The sequence below is a fragment of the Pseudomonas sp. VI4.1 genome, from assembly GCF_002029345.1.
GTDB lineage: Bacteria > Pseudomonadota > Gammaproteobacteria > Pseudomonadales > Pseudomonadaceae > Aquipseudomonas.
The window spans coordinates 32,924-51,443 of sequence record NZ_MULM01000166.1; the positions used below are offsets into that span (position 1 = coordinate 32,924).

Here is an 18,520-nt window from a genome sequence, read left to right on the forward strand (position 1 = left end):
GCATCGCTACACGGCTGGCGACTTCCCCACAGGAAAACGTCATGTCTATTTTCGAAACGGGCCTGATGCCCTCGTCAGTCAACCATATTGCCCTCTCTCCCCTGAGCTTCATCGAGCGTACGGCCTCTGTCTACGGTCAGTATCCGGCGGTGATCCATGGCGCTGTGCGGCGCAACTGGCAACAAACCTATGAACGCTGCATGCGCCTGGCCAGTGCGCTCAGCGGGCGGGGCATCGGCAAGGGGGATACGGTGGCGGTCATGCTGCCCAACATCCCGGCGATGCTCGAAGCACACTTCGGTGTGCCGATGATCGGCGCGGTTCTCAATACCCTGAATATACGCCTGGATGCGCAGGCCATTGCCTTTATGCTGGAGCACGGCGAGGCCAAGGTGTTGATCACCGACCGTGAGTTCCACGGGGTGATCCGTGAGGCCTTGAGTGGACTGTCCAATCCGCCGCTGGTGGTGGATGTGAACGATCCGGAGTACGGCGAAGGCAGTGCCGTCAGCGCGCTGGACTACGAAGCGTTTCTCGCTGAGGGCGACCCGCAATTCGCCTGGCAATGGCCCGACGACGAGTGGCAAGCTATTTCCCTCAACTACACCTCCGGTACCACCGGTAACCCCAAGGGCGTGATTTATCACCACCGCGGCGCCTACCTCAATTCCCTGGGCAATCAGATGACCTGGGCCATGGGCAACCACCCGGTGTATCTCTGGACGTTGCCGATGTTCCACTGCAATGGCTGGTGCTACCCGTGGACCGTCACCGCGTTGGCCGGGATTCACGTGTTCCTGCGTCGTCGACCCGCAAAAAATTCTCACACTGATTCACGAGCACAAGGTCAGCCACCTGTGTGGCGCGCCGATTGTCCTCAATGCGCTGGTCAACCTGCCGGACTCGGCGAAGACCGCCATCGATCATCCGGTCAATGCCATGGTCGCGGGTGCAGCACCGCCAGCGAAGGTCATTGGTGCGGTCGAGGAAATGGGCATCAAGATCACGCACGTCTACGGCCTGACCGAGGTTTACGGCCCGGTGACGGTTTGCGCCTGGCATGCGCACTGGGATGAACAGCCGCTGAACGAACGCACGAAGATCAAGTCACGCCAGGGCGTACGCTACCCGACCCTCGAAGGGCTGATGGTCGCCGACCCGCTAACCCTGGAACCCGTACCTTGCGACGGCGCCAGCATGGGTGAGATTTTCATGCGCGGTAATACGGTGATGAAGGGCTATCTGAAAAACGCCGAAGCTACAGCCGAAGCCTTCAAGGGCGGCTGGTTCCATACCGGCGACCTGGCGGTGCGTCATCCTGACGGCTATGTCGAAATCAAGGACCGTCTCAAGGACATCATCATCTCGGGCGGCGAGAACATTTCCACCATCGAAGTCGAAGGCGTCCTCTATCGCCACCCTGCGGTCCTGGAAGCGGCGGTGGTTGCGCGCCCGGATGACAAATGGGGTGAAACACCCTGCGCGTTTATCACGCTTAAGGTCGGACATGAGGGCACACGAGAGGCCGACGTCATTCAGTTCTGCCGTGAGCATCTGGCGGGATTCAAACTGCCCAAGACAGTGGTCTTCCGCGAGTTACCGAAAACCTCGACGGGCAAGATTCAGAAGTATTTGCTGCGCGACTGGGCCAAGGCTCTCTGACAAGAGAGCGCTTGGAAACACCGGTCTCGATCGTACGTTGCACATAGGCGGGAGCAGCCCCACCCCGGCACCGCAACGTAGGTGCCGGGGACATGAAGAATTGGTCCATCGAGTTCCACTGAGTGCGCGGAACTTCCCGCTATCGTTCAGCAGCAATCAGAGGACGCCACAGGTGAACATTGTTGAGGGCGAGCAGGGGATGTCGGTAATTCGCGGAGTTCATTGAACTCCGTAACGCCAGCATCCTCTTGGATCAAGGTATCGCAGGCAAAAAAATCGGCGGGTCGGCACTTCTCGAGAGAAGCACCGTCGAGATGAAAGGCATGCGTTCTGAAAAAAGGCATCGTTGGCCTCCGGTGCAATCCTGATGACGGGTTGATGAACAGCGTCAAGCTGACTACAGCCGGGCATCTTTCTGCGGCTCACTGCCACCCCAATACAGCCAGGTCCAGCCGTCACCCTTGCGCTGGAAGACCCCGGTCGCAACATATTGGACGACCGTTGGCTCTTCGTTTTCAATCGTGTGACCGTCGATGCGGATTTGTGCCCAGGCAATGTCTCCCCGCATCCAGGACACCACAAGCCGCGGTTCCCAGCGGATGTTCAAGGTGGTCACCCAAGTCACTCCATTCTGCACGGCCTCGGCTCCCATGAAGTACTCGTCCAGGCCTGAACCGGCGATCGCGACGTCAGGATCGGCGAAGTACTTGGCGACGTCCGAGCCAGGGGTGGAAAACCCCTGCAGAACCTTCGTGATAAACGCATTGAGAGATTCCCGGGTTGCCGTGTCGGTGATCATGGACGGCGACTGGTATCCGGTGAGGCGGTCGATCATAAAAACTCCTGATTGCTTGGCATTGTTGGCGTTGTTGACGGAGATGGGTCTGTCCATTGCTGTTGGTAGTTCATACGCTACGTATGTGTTCATGTTATTTTGCATACGCGCCGTATGTCAAGTTGCATGCAAGCCGTATGTTTTTGTGTAAACGGCAGCCGAGGAGGGTGGGAAGCTGGGGGAAGCCTTTGGAGGAAAACGCTGCCGGCATGGGGGGAGTGATGCACGCCAGCACTTTCTGCCGGCCGTTATCACTCATCATTTCGCGGATTTTCATTAACCACAGACATGGATACACAAATTGGATTTCCCCGTTTCTCTCAGTAATCCGACGGCTTAGAGTGAGTTTGCCGGTTTGAAACGCCGAGCTGAAAAACCCACTACGAAGTCAATCGGAGATTCAACGTTGAGCAATAAATTGGCAGGTAAAGTTGCATTGGTCACCGGCGGCTCCACCGGCATTGGTCTGGCTTCGGCCCAGGAGTTTGCCGCACAGGGCGCAACGGTGTTCATCACCGGGCGCCGTCAGGCTGAACTGGAGGCAGCGGTCGCGCTGATCGGTGATAAGGCGGTCGGGATCAAGGGCGATGTGGCCAACCTGACTGATCTGGACCATGTGTTCTCGCTGATCGCGGCACAGGCTGGACATCTCGATATTGTGTTTGCCAACGCGGGCGTTGGCGACATGGCGCCGCTGGGCGAGATCACTGAAGAGCATTTCGAGCACATTTTCGGCATCAACGTGAAAGGCCTGCTGTTCACCGTTCAGAAGGCGCTGCCGCTCCTGAAAAATGGCGGTTCGGTGATCTTGAATGCGTCCACCACCGCCACAAAAGGCACCGAAAACTTCAGCGTCTACAGTGCCAGCAAGGCCGCTGTGCGTAACTTTGCCCGCTCCTGGTTGCTGGATCTAAAGCCGCGCAACATTCGTGTCAACGCCATCAGTCCTGGCCCGGTCGCCACGCCGGGTGTGGCAGGCATGGTGCCAGCCGAACAACTCGATGGCCTGCACGCTCATCTGGCCAGCCTGGTGCCGATGGGGCGAATGGGTGATCCACGAGAGGTCGCCAAGGCTGTGTTGTTCCTGGCGTCGGATGACAGCAGTTTCATCAATGGCATCGAACTGTTCGTTGACGGTGGTGCCGCGCAAATCTGATGTCGATGAAGTGAGTCGGGGCGCCGGTATGGGAACATCACTTCAATGTGGAAAAATGCTCCACCAGCCAATCGATGAACACACGAACCCGATTGTTGAGATGGCGGTTGGGTGGGTAAGCCACATGAAAGGGGTAGGGGGCTGGACGCCAGTCTTGCAGGATGGGCACCAACGCCCCGGTCTCGATGTAGGGCTGCACGGCATAGGTGAACGTATGGATCACACCCAGACCCGCCAACCCGGCAGCAATGTGCGCGTTGCTTTCATTGACGCTCAATACACTGTTACCGATCACCTCGACTTTCTCGTCGCCGCGCTGAAAGGCTGCCGGGATCAGCCGATTGGTTCGGGCCGAGTGATAGCTGACAATGCGATGCACATTTTCCAGCTCCTGTGGATGACCGGGTAAACCGAATCGTTGCAGATACGCAGGACTTGCGCAGGTGGTACAGGAGGCCTTGCCCAAGAGTCTTGTCGCCAATGACTGCTGCGCGATGGGACCGCCGCGAATGACACAGTCGACGTTGTCGCTGATCAGGTCGACAGTCCGATCGCTCACGCCCAGGTCAATCTTGATGTCGGGAAACCGTGCATAGAACTCAGGCAGGGCGGGAATGATGAGCGCGGTCGCCACGGAACCACCGACATTGACATGGATTTTGCCGCGAGGATTGAACTGCGCGCCTTGAAAACCGGCATTGATCTCCTCCAGATCCAGAATGACCCTTGCGGTCAGTTCGTAGTATTTCACCCCCTCTGCGGTGACCGTCACACTTCGCGTCGTGCGCTGGAGCAGGCGTACTCGCAGAAAACTTTCCAGGTCCTGGATCAGCTTGCTGACGGTCGCCTTAGGCATATCCATAGAGTCCGCAGCCTTCACAAATGACCCGGCTTCCACGACTCGGGCAAACACACGAATGGCTAAAAGTTGATTCATGTCGCGTGCTCTCCATGGGGGTGAGTTCCGCCGCAGTGTAATGGGTTACGGGCTGATAACCGTATGCACATGTCCTGAGCGTGAGATTAATCGCCGACTGGCGAGTGATTTCGAAGCTAAGCGCGGTAAATTCGCAGGGTTCTGCAGATCCCAAAAAGATCGTCCGGAAGCTCTTAGGGGCGGCACAGGGCTTGGTTTGGTCCCCACGGCGACCAGCTATCAAATAAATGCGCAATCTCGGGCCCCCGCCCCCAGGTCCGGCTCGTATCGTGTAGATTGAAACCGTAGCCATTGAGCGAAGGACGCGGGGTACAGGCTCGACAGGCGCTGAACAGCGCACTTCGAATGATAAAAAGAACAGAGACGCGCCCAGGAGATATGGCATGAGATCGCAATCGATCCAGCAAAAATCTCATCAAGTGGCAAGCCACCCCGGTGGTATCCCGCTTTCGGCTGCCAAAGCAGGCTTGCAGTGCATTTCCGTCACCGATGCGAATGTATTGGCGAAATCGTTACCGGAGTGGCAGCAGGACTACTTGCAAATCAGCCCGGGGCCGTTCGCCGGCTCGGTCAGCGAAATTTCCGTCGGAGTGGTGCAGATCTTTCGCGAAGTGATCAATCAATCAGTTGATCAGCAGGGGCAGACCTTGCCGGGCAAGTTTGCCTTGGGCATTCCAGTTGCGCTGCGCGGCCGGGGTTTTTGGTGTGGCAAAGAGCTTGAGTGCATTGATTCCGTGTTCTTTCTTCGTCCGGACTCCGAACTTAAGTTCAAAACCCCTGGTTACTCGGATATCTATGGCGCCTCCGTTGATGTCGAGGCGTTCAGTCAATACTCTTTGAATGATGAATTTGAGGACAGACGTGTCATCGGCAGAACCAAAGAAGTCAGTGTGCTGGCACCACAGAAGTGCGCTGCGTTCAGACTTGGCTTTGATAGCTTCTTCCGTGCTGTCGAGTCCAACCCGCTTATTCTTCAGTCCGCCTCCGCGAGGAAACAACTGACGTTCGATATCATGCACCTGCTATTGAGCATGACTGCGGACTTGCCGCTGTCGAAGAACATTTACTCAGAGCAATTCATTCACCGACATGTTGTCGACAGTGCGCGTGATTATATTCTTTCAAGAAAAAGTGAAGCGTTAACGGTCACCGATTTGTGTGAAGGCCTGCGCACCAGCCATCGTTCGCTGCATTACGCATTCAACAAAGTGCTGGGTATCAGCCCGGTGACGTATCTGCGTTATGTGCGACTGAACGGCGTCCGGGCAGACCTTATTGCCAGCGATAAATCGACCCTGGTCAGTGACGTCGCGTCCAAGTGGGGTTTCTGGCACATGGGCATGTTCAGCGTCTACTACAAACACCTGTTTGGCGAACGACCTTCGGAAACGCTGAAAGTCTATCGTTCGACGCCAGTCATTTAACACATCAGCTGTAAACAACAGGCCAGGACATATAGCCCGGGCGTGTGAAGGGCTACGTTTGCCCAAAAAACCGGAGAACACCATGAGCAAGTTGACGGGAAGGGTAGCCTTGATTACGGGCGCCTCGAAAGGCATGGGTAAGTCACATGCCACTATCTATGCAAAGTACGGCGCTAACTTGATCCTGGTTGATCTGGATGAGTCAGTTCACGAAGTTGCCGCGGATATTCAAAAGCAATATGGCGTGGAAGTGCTCGCTCAGGTCTGTGATGTCACCGATCCGCAAGCCATGCGGCTGATTGCCGACAAGGGCATGCAACGCTTCGGCAAGTTGAACGCGCTGGTCTGCAACGCCGGTGTGTGTCGTTTCGCCCGGTTTCTTGACTCCAGCGATGCCGAGCTTGATCTGCACATCAACGTCAACATCAAGGGCGCTTGGCATACCGCCCGTGCGGTTCTCCCGCACATGATCGAGTCCGGCGGCGGCGCCGTGGTGGTCATGTCCTCCATCACCGGCGACATGACCGCAGACCCGGGTGAAGTGGCTTACGCGCTGTCGAAATCGGCCCTGATCGGTTTCACCAAAGCGCTGGCGGTCGAAATGGCGCCCTACAACATTCGAGTGAATGCCATCTGCCCGGGTTTTGTGCTGACGCCGATGGCCGATCAGGTCGCACGCCAGGTCAACCCGGACGATCCCGAGTCGGTGCTGGTTGAACTGGCCAAGGCGATTCCCATGAAACGCCTGGCCAGGCCGGATGAAATCGGTGAGCTGTCGGCATTCCTGGCGTCCGAAGAGTCCAGTTACATCAATGGCGCGCAAATTGTGATCGACGGTGCCAGCAGCATTACCGAAACCGTCAGCGTCGGTATTTGACCGGCGTTCATTACTTGGCAAGGACGCTCTTTCATTCGATCCGGTCCGTTTGATCCATAACAATAAATAGCGTGGAGCATCTGTCATGACAGAGTTAACTGGCGCACTGAGTAACACCGAGCCTCCAACTTCCGTGGCGCTGCGCGGTAATCTGGGTATTTTTCAAATCACCTTGTTGGTGATCGCAGCCGCAGCGCCTTTAGGGGCGGTGGTGAGTGCGGCGCCTATCGGCTTCATGGTCGGCAACGGGCCCGGGCTCGCGGGCGCGTTCCTGGTGGCGGGCTTGATGATGCTGTGTTTTTCGGTTGGCTATGGTGAACTTATTCGTGCGATTCCCGGTGCGGGTGCTTTTTACAAATATCTGTCGGTGGTCTTTGGCGCAAGAGTGGGCGCCGGCGCGGCGTGGGTGGCGCTGGCATCTTACCTGGCGATAGCGATCTCTCTGGCGACCGTCACCGGCTATTTCACTGATTTGACCCTGCAGTCCCTGGGCATCAATTGGGGCTGGAAAACCTGGACGGTATTGGTTATCGCGCTGACGGCGTATTTAGGCCGGGCCAACATCGATTTTGCCGCCAAGGTTCTGGTGCCGCTGGTGCTGGCAGAGTTCTTCATGCTGTTTGTCCTGGGCTTGTCCATTGTCATGGATAAGGGCAACGCCGCGCTGCCGTTGCAGGCAATTTCGGTCAGTGCCATAACAGCCCCGGGAATGGGCGTCGGCTTGATGATCGCATTGGCCGCGTTCCTGGGTGTCGAGTCTGCTGCGCTCTACGCAATGGAAGCCCGGCGCCCGGAAAAATCCATTCCGGGCGCCACTCGACTCGCCGTGGCGTTGGTCGCCGCGACCTACTTTGTGGTGATCTGGTTAGTCGTGGGCGATATTGGTGTCGACACGATCAAGGAGGAGGCCGCAACAGCTCAGGGCGAACTGGTAATCAACTTGTTCTCCAGGCATCTGGGCGGGACGGTTGCAACCATTGTCTCGATCATGTTGTGTACCAGCAACTTTGCCTGCCTGTTGTCACTGCATAACGCCGCCACTCGTTACGTGCATGTACTGGCCCGGGACAAACATCTACCAAGCGTTCTGGCGAACACCCATCTGCAAAAAAAATCTCCAGCCAACGCGAGTCTGTTCGTCACCGTATTGGTTTCGATCTGTATCGCCGTTCCAGCGTCATTGGGTTATGACCCGTTCGTGTTTCTTTTTCCGGTCACCCTGGCACTGGGAACGATTGGTTTGATTGGACTCCAGGCGTTTGTTTCGCTGGCGGTCATTGCCCACTTCAAGAAAGTCAGTGATCGGCGCTATTTCAGAATATTGATCAGCCCGCTCTTTGCGTTAGGCGGGCTGAGCGTAGCGGTCTACCTGATCTGCGCAAACTACGGCCTGCTGACCGCAAGTGAATCGGTGTGGGTGAATGGCACGCCAATTCTTCTGCTGGTGCTGTTCTTCTACGGCCTGATCAAAGGCCATTCAAAACCTGTTTGATACAAACGTCTGTCGGACGTTGTAACACCAGGGTTTCGCCACCTACGTTTCTGCCTGTTTGTGTTAATGCGCCTGCACACGTTGGCCGTAGCCTCCATGTGTCGTCATTACCGCAGTTATCAGAGTGCGCACGCTGTTTAAGAGAACAACCCATTTGACTGGAAGAGTACGAAACATGACCGTGAATTTAAATTTGACGAGCGCATCACACCCCCTTGATCCACTGTCACTCCAGGAACTTGCTCTGGCGAGTAGTATTCTCAAGCGGGAAAAGAACCTTGGCGATAAATGTCGCTTTCCCTATTTGCATCTGGCTGAGCCAGATAAACACCAAGTGCTGGCCCATGTCCCGGGCCAACCCATTCCCCGGCGCGCGTTTGCACTGGTCCTGGATAAGTTGACCGGGCATACATTCGAGGCGCTGGTCGATCTCAACAGCCAGACCCTGGTCAGCTGGCAGCCGCTCGACCTCGACACCCAAGGGCATGCCCCCATCATGATCGAGGAGTTCGACTTGTGCGTGGAGGCCGTGCAAAAAGATCCGGCCTGGCGCGCCGCGGTCAAACGTCGTGGCCTGACCGATGCCGATATTGAAAATGTGCAAATCGATCCGTGGTCATTCGGCCATTTCGGCGACGATGAACGCTATCGAGGCAAGCGCCTGATGCGCGGTGTCGCCTTTTACCGCGACAAGCTCACCGACAATGGCTACGCCCACCCGATCGAAGGGTTGGTTGCGATCATTGACTTGAATGCCGGAAAGGTTATCGAGCTGCTCGATGACGGTCGCCTGACGCCGATCCCCAAAGCCACGATCAACTACGACTCCGCCTCCCTCGGCCAACCGCGCGAGGGGCTCAAGCCTTTGCACATCACCCAGCCCGAAGGCGTGAGTTTCACCGTGGACGACTGGAAGGTCAGTTGGCAGAACTGGGAGTTTCGCGTCGGGTTCACCCCCCGCGAAGGGTTGGTCCTGCATCAATTGGGCTACAAGGACGGCGAGGTGGTTCGGCCGATCCTGTATCGCGCCAGTGTCACCGACATGGGCGTGCCCTATTCGGACAACGAGCTGAATCATTACTGGAAATGCGCCTTCGACGGTGGCGAATACGGGCTCGGTCGGCTGGCCAACCAACTGGAGCTGGGCTGTGACTGCCTGGGCGCGATCCGCTACTTCGATGTGCCCTCGGTGAACGACCAAGGCGAACCCTTTGTGATGAAGAACGCCATCTGCATGCATGAGGAAGATTACGGCACACTGTGGAAGCACTATGAGTTTCGCACCGGCGTGTTCGAGATGCGGCGCTCCCGGCGTCTGGTGATCAGCTTCTTCTGCACCGTGGCCAACTACGACTACGGCTTTTTCTGGTACCTCTACCAGGACGGCACCATCGAGCTTGAAGCCAAGCTGACCGGGATCATCCAGACCGCTGCGCTGGCGCCCGGTCAACGCCCGGGCAGTGGCGGCGGCATGGTCACCCCAGAGTTCTACGGCCCGACTCACCAGCATTTCTTCAGTGCGCGCTTGCACATGATGGTAGATGGCGAATACAACTCCGTTACCGAAACCAATTTCCAATCACGCCCGCAAGGTGAGGGCAACACCTGGGGTAACGTCTTCGACAGTGTCACCACCACGTTTACCCATGAACTGGACGCGGCACGGGAGGCCAACGGCCAGTCCGGACGTTTCTGGAAAATCATCAATCCGAACGTCAGGAACGCCGTAGGCAATCATCCGGGCTACAAGCTGATGGCAGAGCACAATCCGGTCATGCTCGCCCAGCCAGACAGCTCGTTCGGTCGCCGCGCCGGGTTTGCCAGCAAGCACTTGTGGGTGACGCCTTACGCCGCGAATGAGCGTTACGGCTCGGGCGACTACCCCAATCAGCACCGGGGTGACGGACTGCCGGTGTACACGCAAAACAATCGCCAGATCGACAACCAGGACCTGGTGGTCTGGCACACCTTCGGCCACACCCACATCTGCAAGCCGGAGGACTTTCCGGTGATGCCTGTGGAATATGTCGGCTTCAAGCTCAAGCCCAACAACTTCTTCAACGGTAACCCGGCCATGGATTTGCCGGCGAGCAGGGACCACGCCAGTGTCCAGGACGGCCAGGCCGCCAGTTGCTGCAAACACAACGCCTGATCAGGCCTCAATCGATGAATGCCCAAGTGCTCCGGCGCTTGGGCCGAGGGTGTTGTCATGTCTGAATTATCGGGTTGGGCCTGGCTGGAGTTGGTGACGACGGCCGTGTTTGTTTGCTGGGTGAGCGGGGGACCCAAGGGGTGGAACCGTCAACCTCTATTGCTGGGCGGAGCCGCGCTGGTGTTTTTTCTGGGGATGCAGCCAGCGCTGGACCTGGCTGCGCGTCACAGCGTGTGGTTGCACTGCCTGCAAAGCGCGTTGATTCATCACCTGGCGCCCCTGCTTCTGTTGTTTGCAGGCGCTCGGGAGCCAGTCAGCCAAGCGGGCATCGGGAAGGAGAGGCGGGGAGTGCGAGTGTGGGTGGTCGTGGCTTTCGGGGCAATGAGTGGTGTATGGATGCTGCCACAACTGCATCAAAGACTGATGGACGATGCCACGCTGTATGCGCTGATGAAATGGGGTATGGCGGTAAGCGGGCTGTGGCTCTGTCGGGTCATGGGTCGCTACTGCCAGCGCGCGTATATCCCTTCGTACAAGCAGTGGTCGTTCAGCCTTGCCGTTGCGCTGCCGCAGCTGCTGGTGGGGCTGATGCTGCTGTTCAGTCCGCCGCTGTATCCAATGCCCGTCCAACCGATGGCGCACCTGCACGGGATGGAGATGACGGCTGGCGGCATGAGCGCGCAACTGGACCAGTCGATCGGTGGCGCACTGATGGGACTGTCAGCGCTGCTGTTGCTGTGGGCCGATCGCTTTATGCAGCGCAAAGATGACGGAGTTGACGGGCTACACCGATCACGGGGTGACCGGCATCCTCTTTCTGTTCGGCCTGGGACCTAGCTTCGCCAGTGTCTCTGCGCGCGGCAAAGCAGGCAGAGAACGCTCGGTAGCAAGGGTCGCTCCAGAAAAAACAAGCGGGTTCCCTTTGGCGGTCGAAGCAGGACTGAACCGAGTCTATTGGGGGAGCTTGGCGATCACCTTGATCTCGAAGTCGAAGCCGGACAGCCAGGTCACGCCGATAGCGGTCACCGTCGGGAAGGGAGCTTCACCCCAGTAATCGGCCGCTACTTCCCAGATAGTTTCGAATGTCGAGTCGGGGTCGACCATGAAGATGGTCGTGTCGACCACATCCTCGAAACTACCGCCGGCCTCGGCCAGGATCGCGTTGAGGTTGGCGAAGGCCAGGCGAACCTGTGCCGCGAGGTCCGGCTCGGCCGAGCCATCCTTGCGGCTGCCGACCTGACCGGATACGAACAGAAAACCGTTGGAGCGAATCGCCGGCGAGTAGCGGTGGAGCTCGTACAGTGCATGGCGGTCAGGCGGGAAAACGACATCACGTTTGCTGGTCATTGCATACTTCCTTCGGGGCCATCGCGGCCCGCTGTTTACGGTGGAGCCACTGTAAAAAGATGACCCACCGGAATAAACAGGCAACTCTGGTCATGACTGTTTGTAGAATCCAAACTATCCAGACCCGAGTGAGGCGTGAAATGGACCGGTTCGATGCAATGCAGGCCTTTGCCCGAGTGGTGGAAACCGGCAGCTTCACCAAGGCAGCAGCCACCCTGCACATGAGCAAGACCACCGTGACGCAGCTCGTTCAGCAACTGGAAGCGAGGTTGCGCGTGCGCCTGCTCAACCGCACCACGCGCAAGGTCAACGTCACCGCCGATGGCGCGGCCTACTATGAGCGCGTCATCCGGCTACTGGTCGATATGGACGACGCCGAGACCAGCTTGTCCAGCGCGTCGATGACACCGCGCGGGCGGCTGCGGGTGGATGTACCCAGTCCGCTGGCGCGAATGCTGCTGATACCCGCCTTGCCGGGGTTCTTTGCACGCTACCCGGAAATCCAGCTGACCTTGGGCGTGAGCGATCGCATCGTCGACATCATTGGCGAAAACGTCGACTGCGTGGTGCGCGGCGGCGAGATCACCGATCAGTCCCTGGTGGCAAGGCATGTGGGCGATCTGAACCTCGGCATCTATGCCGCGCCCGGCTATCTGCAGCGCTTCGGTACGCCGGCGCACCCCCGTGAGCTGGAGGAGGGTAGGCACAGTACCGTTGGCTTCCTCTGGTTTCGTACAGGCAAATCCTTGCCCTACGCGATGCAGCGGGGCGAGGAGCGCATCGAGGCCCAGGGCCGCCCGCAACTGACGGTCGACGACGGCAATGCGTACCTCGCCGCCGGCCTGGCGGGTCTGGGCATGCTTTGGCTACCGCAGTACATGGCCAAACCGCACCTGCTCAGCGGCGAGCTGCTGCCGCTGTTTGAGGACTGGCACATGGCGCCAATGCCGATGTATCTGGCATTCCCGCCGAATCGCCATGTCAGCGCCAAGGTGCGGGTATTTATCGACTGGGTAATGGAATTGATGGCCGAGCATGCGCCGGTGGTTGGGTGAAACAGCTGTAGACCCGTTTCAGGACTGGACGTGTTCGTCAGTTATAAAAGCGCCCCCCTCAATATGGTAGACCTTCGGTTCGTCGGAAAAATATTCCTCCAGGCCCATCATGAACAGCCGATGGTCTTCACTCGCTTCGAAGCCCGGCGTGTGATCTTCGAGTGATTGCCACCTTACTATCAGGTTGAACATCTCTGGGCTTTCGATCCCTTGCGCGAGCAGGTGGCCGCCGTAACCTTTGGCGCGGCTGAGCAAAGGAGCGACCTTGTCAAATGCACTTCGGAACGTTTCAATGCGTTCTTTGTGAACCGGGAGCAGAGCGATTTCATAAATCATGACATTCCTCGAAAATGAATCAAACGGTTAGAAAGTGCGTACTTACGGGATGAGCGATGACTCGACTGCAATCACGATTTTTCCTTGAAGGCCGTTGTTGGGGCTTTCCAGTCGCGCATGGGCGAGTCCAAGGTCGGCAAGCGAATAGACCGCGCCAACGTGCGGGCGTAGCTGACCGCGCTCTACCAATGTGCTCAGCTCATCGAGCTTGCCGCGGTTTTGTCGGGTGAACACAAAGTGATAACTCGCGTTCTTGCCCCAGGCCTGAACGAGGTTCTGTGGCTGGGCAATGTCCACAATCGAGACCACGCGGCCCAGTTGCGCGAGCACGTCGGGGCTGCGCGCCAACGTGTTGCCGCCGATGGTGTCGAACACCACATCGACTCCGCGGCCATCCGTTTCCCGATTGATGGCGTCGACGTAATCCTCTTTTTCGTAATCGATGACCACATCGGCCCCCATGCTGCGTGCGAACTCAAAGTTTGCTTTGCGCACGGTCGTGAAGACCCGCGCACCGATGGCTTTTGCCACCTGGATCGCTACATGACCTACGCCTCCCGCGCCGCCGTGGATCAGAATGCTTTCCCCCACTCTGAGCGCCGCTCGCACGGTCAGTGCTTCCCACACCGTCCCGCCCACCAGGGTCAGGCTTGCCGCCTCGAGATGGCTCAGTGATGGCGGCTTCTTCCCGATGATGCTTTCGTCCGCAACGTGGTACTCGGCATAACTTCCGGGGCCGTCGAATATTTGCGGGGTGTACCAGACTTCGTCGCCGGGAACGAAAGCCGTCACACCCGGCCCGACTTCTTCGACAACGCCCGATACGTCGTGTCCGGTAATCGCCGGCAGCGGCACCAGGTCGGCATAATCGCCACGTCGAACCTGATAATCCAAGGGGTTGATGGAGGTTGCGTGTACCCGTACCAGGACTTGTCCCGCACCTGGCACGGGCTTGGACACCTCGCAAAGTTCGAACGATTCCGGGCCGCCAAATGATCTAAGCATCATCGCTTTCATTGTGAATCCTCGTATCGATAAAAAGGGATATCGAGATATCTCGATATCATACGGTAAAAAATTACAGATCTTTCCCTATGATCTCGGCAAGCGCACTGATGGTTGCTTCATTGCGCTTGTAGTAGGTCCACTGACCGATGCGCCTGACTTCGACCAGGCCCACTCGTTGCAGAGTGGCAAGGTAACCAGACACCGTTGACTGCGACAGCCCGATACCTTCTTGAATACTACTGACGCAGACCCCTACCGTGAGAACGTCACCTTCATCCTGCGGAGGGAAGTTCTTTGCGGGATCCTTCAAACCTTTCAAAATTTGAAGGCGTGTAGGGTTTGAGAGGGCTTTGAATATTTCGATCAATTCCATAAGCATAAGATATCGAGATTTATCGATATGTCAATACATCATCGCCCGGCAGATGAGATCAATGTTGGTGATCTGGCGATGACATTAGGCATCAGCAAGCAAGCGTTACATCGACCTCTCAAACACTTGATCGATCAGGACCTGGTGTGTTTCAGCCGCTCCCTGGAGCGCCGTCGTTTCAAGCTGCTGGCGCTCACGGAAGCGGGTCTGAAATCAGGTGATGCGCTCTCGCACCATGATGCACTTGGCAAGCGGTTGAAGCAGCGCTTCGGTGGCCTCAGCGGGCGAGACCACGGTGGGGCTTACCATCAGAGGATCGCAGCGCCCGCTGCTGACGAGTTCGAACACCTTTGGAATGTGTGGGCGTACAAGATGATTCCGATGCACGAACACTGCCCGCCAACGCCAGCGATGAAATCGCTCCCACAGGATTCAGCGCGCCACGCGGTCGGGTCCTCGAGAGACTCTGGACAATGAACGGTACTGTGCTCGTCTGGTACCTGCACGCTCACGTCTTTCTCAGGCGGCGTTTCTCCGGTCGGGGTAGGGCGGCATCCAGGAAACCCAGGTATTGCGTGTTGGCGGTGAAGATTCTGAACTAATGTGTCACGTAACCCCGGTAGGTAACTTCAACAGCTAACATCCCCTCGTGAGGGAATTGCCAGCACGGTAAAGCGAGTAGAGCACTAGAGGTCGGGGCAGGCGATCCATGACTCATTTCAAACTCAATAAATGTGAGGGAGTCGTGTTATGAACAAGCTGGCAGCGATCTTTCTTCTACTGGTAGCAGGTACTGTCCAATCTGCTGAACGCCTGACCACCGTCCAGGTTTCGGGGCTCTTTGTCCCCGGTACCCAAACTCTGGGGAAATCGCTAGGATTCACAGAGTGCGTTGATTTCTTTAACTACCTGTCCTGCACGCGCAACAAGCCAATGGACATTTTTGGCGCAACGGCCAGTAGCGCGGAAATAACACTGGATGTCACAGATAACTTTTCCAGCGAAGCAGATCCTATGGGAGGCGGCAAGATCGCGGGTGTGGCACTGGAGAAACTGACCTACCGATCCATTCGCATGGAATTTGAACCTGAAGAGCGGGAGGCTCTGGAGAAAGCGTTGCTCTCCGATGGATGGTTCGCAGTAGGTAATGAAAAACGCCTCGAATTTTATAAGGTGGGCGTCCCCGCAACTTTCCGCGTCGGCAGCGCCTATACCACGTTGAGTCCTGTCGATATCAACGAGGTTAAAAAAATGGCTTCCAGACTGGAGGCCTCTAACCATTCTCTGCGTTAAAACATAATTAGGTTGAGTCGTGCGGTGCTATTAAGGTTATCGTGATTTATTATAATGTCGGCCTGTCGCCTGACTAGTATCAGACCTGCAATCATATTGTTTTTCACGATAAAAAAGGTGAAGGTTATGAATAAGCTGATCCTTTCCGCAGCGGTCATGCTATGTATGGTTGGTTGCTCATCTTCTGGTAACAAAGCTGCCATTGACGCCCATGCCGATGCGCCTGCAAACGCAAAACAACTAAGTGGCAGCGAAATAAGTTCAACGGTCATAGGTCGAAAACACTCCAGCGTAACGTCGACCGGGTATCCTTTTTCTGAAACATTAAGCGCCGATGGAACTGCAAAGATACAGATTTCCAGCGAGCCCATGCAATCAGGTAATTGGGTTATCACAGAGGACATAATCTGCATTACTTACCAAAAATACGGTAAGGAATGCAATAAAGTACTGAGTGACGGCAGCACAATTTGGTTTGTTGATAGCATGACAAATAAAACCAACAACAAATTTACCGCTAATTAAAGGTGCATCACTGTAGGGATTCCAGTGCTGGTGTGGTGAAAATATTTGGGGTGGGACAGGCGGCCCAGCCATGCCAGCAATCCAGGACAGAGATTGGTGATATGCACTCCAGGTTTGGGATGAGGTATGAGCGGTAAGCCGAATCGGTGAGTATCCAAGCCAAATCTGGTATTAAACAGGAAGAAGCAACGCCTCAGGCGCATGGCATTTGGGCGCGCCTCAAAAATTGATTCAGTGGTAACGGCAATAAGTGATCGGCTAGGGTAGGCGCACACTAGCCGGCTTACTGGGGACGCGCAATAACGCCTGTTCGCCTGAGAGAGCCATCGTAAGCTAGAAAAGACATCTATTTTGCGCTGTAAACAAAAAGGAAAGATCCATTGCTTCAAATACTCCTTCGCTGTTAACAGATCGTCAGGGACGGTCTGCCTGTAATTTCTTCAGTAAATCAAGCCCCCGACGACTTGCGCCAAGATGCTATCCATTTGAATAACCTGCCAAGCCACCAACGGCTGCGTGCTTCGCGAATTTCGTCTAGCTGCATGAAGGTATATGGGACGGGCATGCTCCGCTCTTGAATACGGAGTGCTCGCAAACCGCGGAGGACATGACGGCCGTAGAGCAGTATAAAGATGCTGCCACCGGTCATAACTGTCATACCTACGAGCGCGCCTGTTAACATTCCTGCCCATTTTAAAAAAATGCTAGCGGCAAGAGTAGTCACCCCACCAATCAGAGGAATACTGTAATTCATAGACGGCTTCGAATTAACGTCTTGGCGAGTCTGGATCCTATTTCCGTTATATTCAAAGGGTTGGTATACTGGCCTAGTGTTAGTCACCACTATGTAAACAATACCAACTAGAGCAGCTGGCGCGAGACCAATCAGAAAACGGTATAGACTTAAATCGAACGACGCATCTGCAGCCAAACCGTATGCAACAACACACGCAGGCAATGTAAATCCTCCGACGCATGAGATCAAGAGCGACCATATATAGGTAATATAGCTCTCACATATGTAGACTATATACAATGTCCATGAGAGCATGAAAGCCAACAAAGAAAAGTAAACATACCAATTATTGCCCAGCATGAGGGTGCCAAAAGCCATGAATAACGCCAGCAGAAAAAAAACTGCCCAACCACCTGTCTTTATTGTCTCGGAATTAATCATTATCTTTAATCATTTCTTTTAATTTATCTCCGATCAGTTTATCTGCTCCACTCTCTCCCATAGCCCATTGTGCAACCATGCCTGCACCCTTGATCCATGGTCTATACATATCCTTTCCTTGGGCGTACCTATGGCTGTTACAGCGACGGAGCGCGAGTTAGGGGCCGGAAGCTAAAGCATTCAGCTCGCAAAATACTTCTTTTTCAAATATTTTTTCTACGCTTGACACTGGTTCGAAAAATACAAAATTTACGAAAAGCTCATAGGAGCGTAACACGTATCATTTGAACTCTGAGAATTAAAGCTGTCGCAGCCAGCTGTGACGTGGCTTGCCAGCCGTTTGAGACCTCTCCTATCTCAAAACCCATGGACGGCACACGACGGACAACAATCAACGGTTGATTGTATGCATCAATTGCTCAGGCGCTAGCCGGCAGAAGCATCGTCCTCACGACTCGACCTGCAGTGTGCAGGGTAAAGTGACCCCATGATGTAGCTGTGCGAAAACGGCAGAGTTTCTCGTACCCATCTTTGGCCAAAATCCTTAGCTGTCAGAACGCAAGATTTCAGCGATTGCCCTGAGGCTTGTTCTTCTACACTCAGATCCGTAAGGCGTGTTTGAGCCAATCTTGAATATCCATGTAATCCTTTAAACTAATCTGATGGGACAGCTGCTTCTCAAGCTCTCGCGCTCCCCGAGTGAAGGACGACGTGGTTACAAGTATGCCCGCCGTAGCTCGCTCTGCTTGAACAACGCCGCTTAGTATTCAGGTGGAGCGAAGCCCAATCTATTTTCATAGCCGTTCCGCCGTCGTACCACGTCCAAACGCTCAATCGATTATCGACGTACCTTGGCTGGTCATTAGTGCGA

Annotated in this window: 18 protein-coding genes and 1 pseudogene; 11 read left to right on the forward strand and 8 right to left on the reverse strand. The window is 55.9% G+C overall.

What is annotated here, in order from left to right:
- Window positions 1-41: 41 nt before the first annotated feature.
- Window positions 42-1,662: pseudogene (locus BZ163_RS20375) on the forward strand (acyl-CoA synthetase).
- A 397-nt stretch (window positions 1,663-2,059) separates the two neighbouring features.
- On the opposite strand, the gene BZ163_RS20380 reads toward BZ163_RS20375, so the two are convergent.
- Window positions 2,060-2,497 carry a nuclear transport factor 2 family protein gene (locus BZ163_RS20380; protein ID WP_168187388.1) on the reverse strand — a complete coding sequence of 146 codons (438 nt, stop codon included), beginning with the start codon at window positions 2,495-2,497 and terminating at the stop codon, window positions 2,060-2,062.
- A gap of 406 nt (window positions 2,498-2,903) precedes the next feature.
- Here BZ163_RS20380 and BZ163_RS20385 point away from each other — a divergent pair, with 406 nt between their 5' ends.
- Window positions 2,904-3,653 (forward strand): glucose 1-dehydrogenase, encoded by a 750-nt coding sequence (locus tag BZ163_RS20385; RefSeq protein WP_128872341.1) that lies wholly within the window; start codon window positions 2,904-2,906, stop codon window positions 3,651-3,653.
- A 37-nt stretch (window positions 3,654-3,690) separates the two neighbouring features.
- Here the strand turns inward: BZ163_RS20385 and BZ163_RS20390 are convergent, their stop codons facing one another.
- Window positions 3,691-4,590 carry a LysR family transcriptional regulator gene (locus BZ163_RS20390; protein ID WP_128872342.1) on the reverse strand — a complete coding sequence of 300 codons (900 nt, stop codon included), beginning with the start codon at window positions 4,588-4,590 and terminating at the stop codon, window positions 3,691-3,693.
- A gap of 383 nt (window positions 4,591-4,973) precedes the next feature.
- Between BZ163_RS20390 and BZ163_RS20395 the strand changes: the two genes are divergently transcribed.
- The 5 genes from BZ163_RS20395 (at window position 4,974) to BZ163_RS20415 (ending at window position 11,372) form a co-directional block, all read left to right on the forward strand.
- Window positions 4,974-6,014, forward strand: a complete 1,041-nt coding sequence (locus BZ163_RS20395) for a helix-turn-helix domain-containing protein (protein WP_128872343.1) — start codon at window positions 4,974-4,976, stop codon at window positions 6,012-6,014.
- Window positions 6,015-6,096: 82 nt separating this feature from the next.
- Window positions 6,097-6,891, forward strand: a complete 795-nt coding sequence (gene ucpA / locus BZ163_RS20400) for an SDR family oxidoreductase UcpA (protein WP_128872344.1) — start codon at window positions 6,097-6,099, stop codon at window positions 6,889-6,891.
- An 85-nt stretch (window positions 6,892-6,976) separates the two neighbouring features.
- A complete protein-coding gene (locus BZ163_RS20405; RefSeq protein ID WP_128872345.1) occupies window positions 6,977-8,383 on the forward strand; it encodes an APC family permease in 1,407 nt (468 codons plus the stop codon).
- Window positions 8,384-8,558: 175 nt separating this feature from the next.
- Window positions 8,559-10,535, forward strand: a complete 1,977-nt coding sequence (locus tag BZ163_RS20410; RefSeq protein ID WP_128872346.1) for a primary-amine oxidase — start codon at window positions 8,559-8,561, stop codon at window positions 10,533-10,535.
- A 57-nt stretch (window positions 10,536-10,592) separates the two neighbouring features.
- Window positions 10,593-11,372 (forward strand): cytochrome c oxidase assembly protein, encoded by a 780-nt coding sequence (locus BZ163_RS20415; RefSeq protein ID WP_168187389.1) that lies wholly within the window; start codon window positions 10,593-10,595, stop codon window positions 11,370-11,372.
- Window positions 11,373-11,486: 114 nt separating this feature from the next.
- Here BZ163_RS20415 and BZ163_RS20420 read toward each other — a convergent pair whose 3' ends face one another.
- Entirely contained in the window at window positions 11,487-11,882 is a 396-nt protein-coding gene (locus BZ163_RS20420; RefSeq protein ID WP_128872348.1) for a RidA family protein, read from the reverse strand.
- 140 nt (window positions 11,883-12,022) lie between these two features.
- On the opposite strand from BZ163_RS20420, the gene BZ163_RS20425 reads away from it, so the two are divergent.
- The gene (locus BZ163_RS20425; protein ID WP_128872349.1) at window positions 12,023-12,937 is read left to right on the forward strand and encodes a LysR family transcriptional regulator; all 915 of its coding nucleotides are present in this window, start codon (window positions 12,023-12,025) and stop codon (window positions 12,935-12,937) included.
- A gap of 18 nt (window positions 12,938-12,955) precedes the next feature.
- On the opposite strand, the gene BZ163_RS20430 is transcribed toward BZ163_RS20425, so the two are convergent.
- The 3 genes from BZ163_RS20430 to BZ163_RS20440 form a co-directional block, all read right to left on the reverse strand.
- Window positions 12,956-13,273 carry an antibiotic biosynthesis monooxygenase gene (locus tag BZ163_RS20430; protein WP_128872350.1) on the reverse strand — a complete coding sequence of 106 codons (318 nt, stop codon included), beginning with the start codon at window positions 13,271-13,273 and terminating at the stop codon, window positions 12,956-12,958.
- 42 nt (window positions 13,274-13,315) lie between these two features.
- Window positions 13,316-14,290, reverse strand: a complete 975-nt coding sequence (locus BZ163_RS20435) for a zinc-dependent alcohol dehydrogenase family protein (protein ID WP_128872351.1) — start codon at window positions 14,288-14,290, stop codon at window positions 13,316-13,318.
- A gap of 61 nt (window positions 14,291-14,351) precedes the next feature.
- A complete protein-coding gene (locus BZ163_RS20440) occupies window positions 14,352-14,654 on the reverse strand; it encodes a helix-turn-helix transcriptional regulator (protein WP_128872352.1) in 303 nt (100 codons plus the stop codon).
- Window positions 14,655-14,681: 27 nt separating this feature from the next.
- Between BZ163_RS20440 and BZ163_RS20445 the strand changes: the two genes are divergently transcribed.
- From BZ163_RS20445 to BZ163_RS20455, 3 genes are all read left to right on the forward strand, one after another.
- A complete protein-coding gene (locus BZ163_RS20445) occupies window positions 14,682-15,131 on the forward strand; it encodes a MarR family winged helix-turn-helix transcriptional regulator (RefSeq protein WP_128872353.1) in 450 nt (149 codons plus the stop codon).
- Window positions 15,132-15,404: 273 nt separating this feature from the next.
- On the forward strand, window positions 15,405-15,947 hold the full coding sequence (locus BZ163_RS20450; protein ID WP_128872354.1) for a hypothetical protein: 543 nt from the start codon (window positions 15,405-15,407) through the stop codon (window positions 15,945-15,947).
- A 126-nt stretch (window positions 15,948-16,073) separates the two neighbouring features.
- Window positions 16,074-16,472: a hypothetical protein gene (locus BZ163_RS20455; RefSeq protein ID WP_128872355.1), complete on the forward strand. Its 399-nt coding sequence runs from the start codon at window positions 16,074-16,076 to the stop codon at window positions 16,470-16,472.
- Between the two features lie 448 nt (window positions 16,473-16,920).
- Here BZ163_RS20455 and BZ163_RS35830 read toward each other — a convergent pair whose 3' ends face one another.
- Entirely contained in the window at window positions 16,921-17,649 is a 729-nt protein-coding gene (locus BZ163_RS35830; protein ID WP_256579072.1) for a hypothetical protein, read from the reverse strand.
- A gap of 599 nt (window positions 17,650-18,248) precedes the next feature.
- On the reverse strand, window positions 18,249-18,416 hold the full coding sequence (locus tag BZ163_RS36540) for a restriction endonuclease (protein WP_128872385.1): 168 nt from the start codon (window positions 18,414-18,416) through the stop codon (window positions 18,249-18,251).
- Window positions 18,417-18,520: the final 104 nt, after the last annotated feature.

Coding starts and splice junctions, on each gene's coding strand:
- BZ163_RS35830 (WP_256579072.1), bottom strand. CDS start 17,649: ATGATTAATTCCGAGACAATAAAGACAGGTGGTTGGGCAGTTTTTTTT.
- BZ163_RS20410 (WP_128872346.1), top strand. CDS start 8,559: ATGACCGTGAATTTAAATTTGACGAGCGCATCACACCCCCTTGATCCA.
- BZ163_RS20440 (WP_128872352.1), bottom strand. CDS start 14,654: ATGGAATTGATCGAAATATTCAAAGCCCTCTCAAACCCTACACGCCTT.
- BZ163_RS20455 (WP_128872355.1), top strand. CDS start 16,074: ATGAATAAGCTGATCCTTTCCGCAGCGGTCATGCTATGTATGGTTGGT.
- BZ163_RS20425 (WP_128872349.1), top strand. CDS start 12,023: ATGGACCGGTTCGATGCAATGCAGGCCTTTGCCCGAGTGGTGGAAACC.
- BZ163_RS20405 (WP_128872345.1), top strand. CDS start 6,977: ATGACAGAGTTAACTGGCGCACTGAGTAACACCGAGCCTCCAACTTCC.
- BZ163_RS20430 (WP_128872350.1), bottom strand. CDS start 13,273: ATGATTTATGAAATCGCTCTGCTCCCGGTTCACAAAGAACGCATTGAA.
- BZ163_RS20450 (WP_128872354.1), top strand. CDS start 15,405: ATGAACAAGCTGGCAGCGATCTTTCTTCTACTGGTAGCAGGTACTGTC.
- ucpA (WP_128872344.1), top strand. CDS start 6,097: ATGAGCAAGTTGACGGGAAGGGTAGCCTTGATTACGGGCGCCTCGAAA.
- BZ163_RS20435 (WP_128872351.1), bottom strand. CDS start 14,290: ATGAAAGCGATGATGCTTAGATCATTTGGCGGCCCGGAATCGTTCGAA.
- BZ163_RS20380 (WP_168187388.1), bottom strand. CDS start 2,497: ATGATCGACCGCCTCACCGGATACCAGTCGCCGTCCATGATCACCGAC.
- BZ163_RS20445 (WP_128872353.1), top strand. CDS start 14,682: ATGTCAATACATCATCGCCCGGCAGATGAGATCAATGTTGGTGATCTG.
- BZ163_RS20390 (WP_128872342.1), bottom strand. CDS start 4,590: ATGAATCAACTTTTAGCCATTCGTGTGTTTGCCCGAGTCGTGGAAGCC.
- BZ163_RS20420 (WP_128872348.1), bottom strand. CDS start 11,882: ATGACCAGCAAACGTGATGTCGTTTTCCCGCCTGACCGCCATGCACTG.
- BZ163_RS20395 (WP_128872343.1), top strand. CDS start 4,974: ATGAGATCGCAATCGATCCAGCAAAAATCTCATCAAGTGGCAAGCCAC.
- BZ163_RS20415 (WP_168187389.1), top strand. CDS start 10,593: ATGTCTGAATTATCGGGTTGGGCCTGGCTGGAGTTGGTGACGACGGCC.